The sequence below is a fragment of the Nostoc sp. UIC 10630 genome (assembly GCF_010747425.1).
GTDB lineage: Bacteria > Cyanobacteriota > Cyanobacteriia > Cyanobacteriales > Nostocaceae > Nostoc.
This window is the reverse complement of the sequence record NZ_JAAGOG010000107.1, coordinates 21,757-27,930: the sequence shown is the minus strand read 5'-3', so window position 1 is coordinate 27,930 and position 6,174 is coordinate 21,757. Positions and strand designations below refer to the sequence as shown.

Here is a 6,174-nt window from a genome sequence, read left to right as displayed (position 1 = left end):
GTATAGTACCACTGATATCACAAATATTTAATAATTAGAATAAAACAACCTACGTTTCCTACTTTTCCCACTTTTTAAAATACGTATAATTTATTGAAAGGTTTGCTTAGAAAATCAGTTCATCTTAAAAAACAAAGTTAATGCACACATTTTTATGAGTAAATATGCTTAAAATTATACTAAATAACATTAGTCCAATTGTTACCGCAAAACTTTATGATTCTGGAGGCAGTTATTCTTAATGTCAAACCTGGTTTAGAATCTGATTTTGAAGTTGCTTTCAAAGAAGCTTCTAAAATTATTTCCTCAATAGATGGATATTTATCCCATGAATTGCATAGATGTATAGAAGTCGAAAGAAAATACTTATTACTTGTCAAATGGGAAACTTTAGAATCTCATACTGTAGGATTTAGAAGTTCTGCTGAGTATCAAGAGTGGAAAAAACTTCTGCATCATTTTTATGAGCCATTTCCTACTGTTGAACACTTTGAAGAAATTGAAATATGAAAAACACGATCCCTAACTTTTCAAAAAAGTTGGGGATCTGTGGCTTTGTTTTCAAATTTTTTGCAACTGTGCTACTCTTGGGTCAACAATTTTTTGTCCTAAACTGGCAAATTTAATTGCTACAGACATTTTATTACCTGTTCCGAAGACATGGGTGATTTCACCAAGACCAAAGGTTTTGTGTAATACTCTATCGCCTACTTGCCAATTCTGGGTTGCGTCTTGTTTTTCACTAGAAGTAGAGGCACTTTTGGTATAACTTTGACGACTTGCGCGTTTGGTAGATAATAATTCTTCTGGTAATTCGTCGAGGAATTGCGATCGCATCGCAGGTTCACGAGAACCATACAAACGGCGTTCCCGCGCGTGTGATAAAAATAACCGCTCTTGGGCGCGAGTAATTCCCACATAACACAGGCGACGTTCTTCTTCCAAAGATGCAGGATCGCTTAGGGAACGGTAGCCGGGAAATAGCCCCTGTTCTAATCCCACTAAAAATACTACGGGAAATTCCAAACCTTTGGAAGCGTGCAAAGTCATCAAAGAAACGGCTGTCTGTCCTTCTTTTAAGTTATCCAAATCGGAACTGAGGGCGGCGCTACTTAAAAAATCTCGCAGGGAAATTTCTTCGTTTTCTTCTTGAAATTGCAGTGCAGCGTTATAAAGTTCCTGAACGTTTTGTACTCGATCTGTGGCTTCGTCTGTACCTTGATTCATCAAGTCTTGAACGTAACCAGAATCTTCTAGTATTCCTTGCAAAACCTCAGTCACGGGAAGCGTGGCGACTTGTCCTTGCCAACGGCTAATCATTGCGGCAAAGTTATTTACAGCTTTTGTCGCTCGTCCAGCTAATGTATTAACTGATGTTTCATCGCTGAGGATTTCCCACAAAGTTGTCCCTAATTGCTGAGATGCGTTTATCAAAGCATCAATAGTGGTTTTGCCAATTCCCCGCCGGGGAGTATTAATAACTCGCAATAAACTGACTGTATCAGCTGGATTATTTATCGCTCTTAAATAAGCGACGACATCTTTAATTTCTTTGCGATCGTAAAACCTCATTCCCCCCACAACTGTGTAAGGAATTTGATATTTCACCAACAATTCTTCAAATGGACGAGATTGAGCATTCGTCCGATAAAGTATAGCAAAACTACCCCAGTTTAACTCTGGATTTTGCTGTTCTAAAGTACTAATTTGATTAATTACAAATGCCGCTTCTGCAAGTTCTTCATCGGCTTTGTGACAAGTAATCTGTTCACCCGATCCCCGCGTCGCCTTCAGGACTTTATCAATCCGTTGGGTGTTATTTTCAATCAGTTCATTAGCCGCTTGCAGAATGTTTTCACAAGAACGATAGTTTTCTTCTAGCTTAACCATCGTTCGGGTGTCATCATCTACCAAACCATCGCCAAAGTCTTCCTGAAATCCTAGCAAGATGGTGAAATCTGCCATCCGAAAGCTGTAAATTGATTGGTCTGCATCACCAACAACAAAAACTGAGCGATTTTCCCATTGCCATTCGCTCTTTTTGGTTTCGCCATTAGTAACTAATAAATTAATCAGTTGATACTGAGTACGGTTAGTATCTTGATATTCATCTACGAGGATATGACGAAATTTGCGATGCCAGTAACCCAATACCTGCTCGTTTTGTTGAAATAATCTAGTAGGTACAAGAATAAGATCGTCAAAGTCGAGAGCGTTATTTTGTGCTAACTTATCTTGATATAAATTGTAAACTTGGGCAATTACCCGTCCGCGATAATTTGGTTGGTCTTGCTCAAATTCTTGGGGTGATAAACCTTGGTTTTTAGCGTTACTAATAGCGTAACGAACAGAGCGGGCATCAAACTTCTTATCGTCTAAATTTAGCTCTTTATTAACGATTTCTTTGATCAGACTGATTACATCTGATTCATCAAAAATAGAGAAATTACGATTCCACTTGCGTCCTTTTTCGTCTACGTATTTTTCAATATCAAAACGGAGAATGCGAGAAAATAGACTGTGGAAAGTGCCACACCATAAGTCTTTGATCGTGTTTTTGTAAACTTGCGATCGCAATTGCGTTTGTTGGTATTCTGTCAACAAATCCAATCGCTGTCCGTGTTGTTTCATTGCCAGTTGTTCAGCAAACAGCCGTTGAATCCGTTCTTTCATCTCCCGCGCGGCTTTATTGGTAAAAGTAACCGCCAGGATATGTTCTGGATCAACTTTGTGTTTCAGAATCAGATTTGCAATGCGATAAGTCAGCGCTCGTGTTTTACCGGAACCTGCGCCGGCAACAACTAGCAACGGGCCGCAGTAGTGTTCGACAGCTTGACGTTGACTAGGGTTAAGGTGACTGAGAAAGTCGATGGTTGTTGTCATGGATGTGAAAAAGCGATCGCCTGGTGTCACATCAATAGAGAGTCGCTATTGCCCAGGTTACAATATCCTAACGAAACTTGGTCAATAAAGATTGTGTGGCAATCTTCTTAACCAGAATGGTACTGTATCATGATTTATGTAGAAGCAAGAAAAAGCTATGCTGTCAGTCAAAGGCACATTCCAAATCGGTGTGGTTCATTAGGATGAACCAATTGAAGGGCATGGGGGGAGTTAATAGTTAGAATAATTGCTCCTGGACGATCTTCGCTAATTGTATGGGAGTTAGTGATGTCTGATTTCTCGTTGGCACAAAATAATCCTTTGCTCGGAACTTGGAAATTAATTTCAGTAAGTGCAACACTTGACGACGGAACTGTGGAGGGACAAGCCTATGGAAGCAATCCAAACGGTTACATTACCTATACACATGAAGGGCGGATACTCGTTATCCTTTCCAGGAGCGACCGCTCACTACTAAATGGGGATATACACTCGCCACTGAGCCAAGACATAAATTTAGTAACCATTGCAGAACGCGCACAAGCATTCTCTACATTCAGTGCTTATGCTGGAACCTACACTATAAGTGGCAATATTGTTACCCATCATATAGAAATTGCATCTATTCCCAATCGAGTCGATACAGATTTAATTCGTATTTTCACTTTGAGAGAGAACCAAGTTACGTTAAAGACACCTCCGACTATGAGCAACGGTGTCTCAAAGGTTTTTGAGCTAGTTTGGCAACGTATAGAGTCATAGAGCCAAACTTGCGGCAGCAGCCCAATGAAAAGTATTTATACTCACAAGCTAGAAACGAGATTTTAAAGGGGTTTGGTCTTAAGTTCATACCAATGAGCAATACTCTGCTGTACCTTTAAAATATATGTGGTTCAAATAAATGAAAATTGCTATAAGCAAGATTTGTACAGGAGCAATTCATAAATTGCCCCTACAATACATTAATTTTTTCTACGCTAAATACGTTGATCGCGAGTTCTCCCTACACTTTCTGTCGTAAGATCAGCGACGGGGAATCCAACATCAAAAAATGTTGGGCAAGCTCTCACTTTTTCTGTTATCAGCGCTGTTTAACACCTAATCAATAAGTATTGTCACGAATAGGACAATTCACTCCTTGAGTACCCAATTGACATGGGGTAGCGATACACAATACATCACGATTCAACCGTTAAGTTTTTAAAGATGAAAAATTTCTTTAATTTCAGGTTTAACCAATACAAGGATAGGTGGATATGGATCTGAGCTTAATTGTATCCAACATTTTGAATCCGCCAATTCTGTTTTTCTTTTTAGGCATGACTGCGGTTTTTGTCAAGTCTGATCTAGAAATTCCCCCACCAGTGCCTAAACTCCTTTCGTTGTATCTGCTGTTTGCCATTGGTTTTAAAGGAGGGGTAGAACTAATCAAAAGCGGACTTAATCAAGAAGTAATTCTAACACTCGCAGCAGCAATGATGATGGCTTGTGTTGTTCCAATTTACACCTTTTTTATCCTGAAGTGGAAATTGGATACTTACGATGCGGCTGCGATCGCTGCAACCTACGGTTCTATCAGTGCTGTCACTTTCATCACTGCTGGCGCTTTTCTTAGTGAGCTTGGTATTCAGTATGATGGTTACATGGTAGCAGCTCTTGCCCTGATGGAATCTCCGGCGATCATTGTTGGTCTGATCTTGGTGAGTATATTCACCGCCGATGAAAAGCGAGAGTTTGCTTGGTCAGAAGTTTTGCAAGAAGCATTTCTTAATAGTTCAGTTTTTCTCCTAGTTGGTAGCCTGTTAATCGGTGTCTTGACAGGAGAACGTGGTTGGCACGTATTAGAACCCTTTGCTCAAGGGTTGTTTTATGGCATTCTCACCTTCTTTTTACTGGATATGGGACTGGTGGCTGCCAGAAGAATTAAAGACTTGCAAAAAACCGGAGTTTTCCTGATTTTATTTGCCATACTAATTCCTATACTCAATGCAGGCATTGGGTTAGCGATCGCCAAATTCATCGGTATGCCTCCGGGAAATTCGCTGTTATTCGCTGTATTGTGTGCCAGTGCTTCTTACATTGCTGTCCCGGCGGCGATGCGGATGACTGTTCCCGAAGCAAATCCCAGCCTATATGTTTCTACCGCTCTAGCAGTCACATTTCCGTTCAATATTATTGTGGGAATTCCGCTATATCTCTACGGAATTAACCTATTCTGGAGGTAATAATATGCACGTAGTTAAAAGGATAGAAATTATCGCCAACTCCTTTGAGCTTGCCAAAATTTTAGATAATTTAGACAAGTCCGGTGTACATAGTCATGCCGTCATTAGAAATGTTGTTGGTAAAGGATTACGAGGAACGACAGAAGATTTAGACATGACCATGCTTGATAATGTTTACATCCTCGCATTTTGTATGCCAGAAGAACTCAAGCGTGTTGTCGAAAATATCAGACCACTCCTCAATAAGTTCGGAGGTACTTGCTACGTTTCCGATGTGATGGAAATTCGCTCTGTCAGATGTATCGCGTCGATTTAAGAGAGTTATAAATTCAATGAAGCATTTCATGGAACGTCGTGACTTTTTGAAGTTGGGAATGACCGGGGCCTTTGGAATGATGCTAACTGCCAGCGATTTACTCTGGCAGGTTAAACAGGCTAAAGCTGCCGAAATCCCCCCAAATTCCCCTGAATCTCTCAGTCCCGATGAAGCATTACAAAAGCTGATAGAGGGAAATCAGCGATTTGTTAAACATCACCCCCAATACCCCGATCAATCTGCGCTGCGGTTGCAGGAAGTTGCTCAAGCTCAACATCCATTTGCAACTATTCTTAGTTGTGCTGATTCACGAGTCCCCGCAGAAATTGTTTTCGATCAGGGCATCGGGGATATCTTTGATGTTCGGATTGCTGGAAATATTGCCACACATGAAGCGATCGGCAGTATTGAATATGCCGTTGTTTTATTAGGTTCTCCACTGCTGATGGTGATGGGCCATGAACGTTGTGGGGCTGTAACCGCAGCTGTACAAAAGGAATCATTACCCGGTGATATTAGTACGTTTGTGAAGGCAATTGAGCCAGCCCTGAAAAAGGTCAAGGATCAGCCAGGTGACGCGGTTGAAAATGCTGTGGTAGCAAATGTGCAATATCAAATTGAACGGTTGCAAAAATCAAAGCTTTTAAGTGAGCAGGTGCAATCAGGTAAATTGAAAATCGTGGGCGGTCGCTACGACTTGGATACAGGCAAGGTAAGTATTATTACTTGAGTTTACATTTTAGTTCTGAG

At 40.6% G+C, this 6,174-nt stretch carries 6 protein-coding genes; 5 read left to right on the top strand and 1 reads right to left on the bottom strand.

Annotation, left to right across the window (positions count from 1 at the left end; all coding sequences use genetic code 11):
• Positions 1-216: 216 nt before the first annotated feature.
• On the top strand, positions 217-510 hold the full coding sequence (locus G1O98_RS22570) for an antibiotic biosynthesis monooxygenase (protein WP_163932087.1): 294 nt from the start codon (positions 217-219) through the stop codon (positions 508-510).
• Between the two features lie 51 nt (positions 511-561).
• Here G1O98_RS22570 and pcrA read toward each other — a convergent pair whose 3' ends face one another.
• Positions 562-2,883: a DNA helicase PcrA gene (gene pcrA, locus G1O98_RS22565; RefSeq protein ID WP_163932084.1), complete on the bottom strand. Its 2,322-nt coding sequence runs from the start codon at positions 2,881-2,883 to the stop codon at positions 562-564.
• Between the two features lie 288 nt (positions 2,884-3,171).
• Between pcrA and G1O98_RS22560 the strand changes: the two genes are divergently transcribed.
• The 4 genes from G1O98_RS22560 (at position 3,172) to G1O98_RS22545 (ending at position 6,154) form a co-directional block, all read left to right on the top strand.
• Positions 3,172-3,645: a lipocalin-like domain-containing protein gene (locus G1O98_RS22560; RefSeq protein ID WP_175586814.1), complete on the top strand. Its 474-nt coding sequence runs from the start codon at positions 3,172-3,174 to the stop codon at positions 3,643-3,645.
• A 494-nt stretch (positions 3,646-4,139) separates the two neighbouring features.
• Positions 4,140-5,108 carry a sodium-dependent bicarbonate transport family permease gene (locus tag G1O98_RS22555; protein WP_012407762.1) on the top strand — a complete coding sequence of 323 codons (969 nt, stop codon included), beginning with the start codon at positions 4,140-4,142 and terminating at the stop codon, positions 5,106-5,108.
• Between the two features lie 4 nt (positions 5,109-5,112).
• On the top strand, positions 5,113-5,424 hold the full coding sequence (locus tag G1O98_RS22550) for a P-II family nitrogen regulator (RefSeq protein ID WP_163932081.1): 312 nt from the start codon (positions 5,113-5,115) through the stop codon (positions 5,422-5,424).
• Between the two features lie 28 nt (positions 5,425-5,452).
• On the top strand, positions 5,453-6,154 hold the full coding sequence (locus G1O98_RS22545; protein ID WP_163932090.1) for a carbonic anhydrase: 702 nt from the start codon (positions 5,453-5,455) through the stop codon (positions 6,152-6,154).
• Positions 6,155-6,174 lie beyond the last annotated feature (20 nt).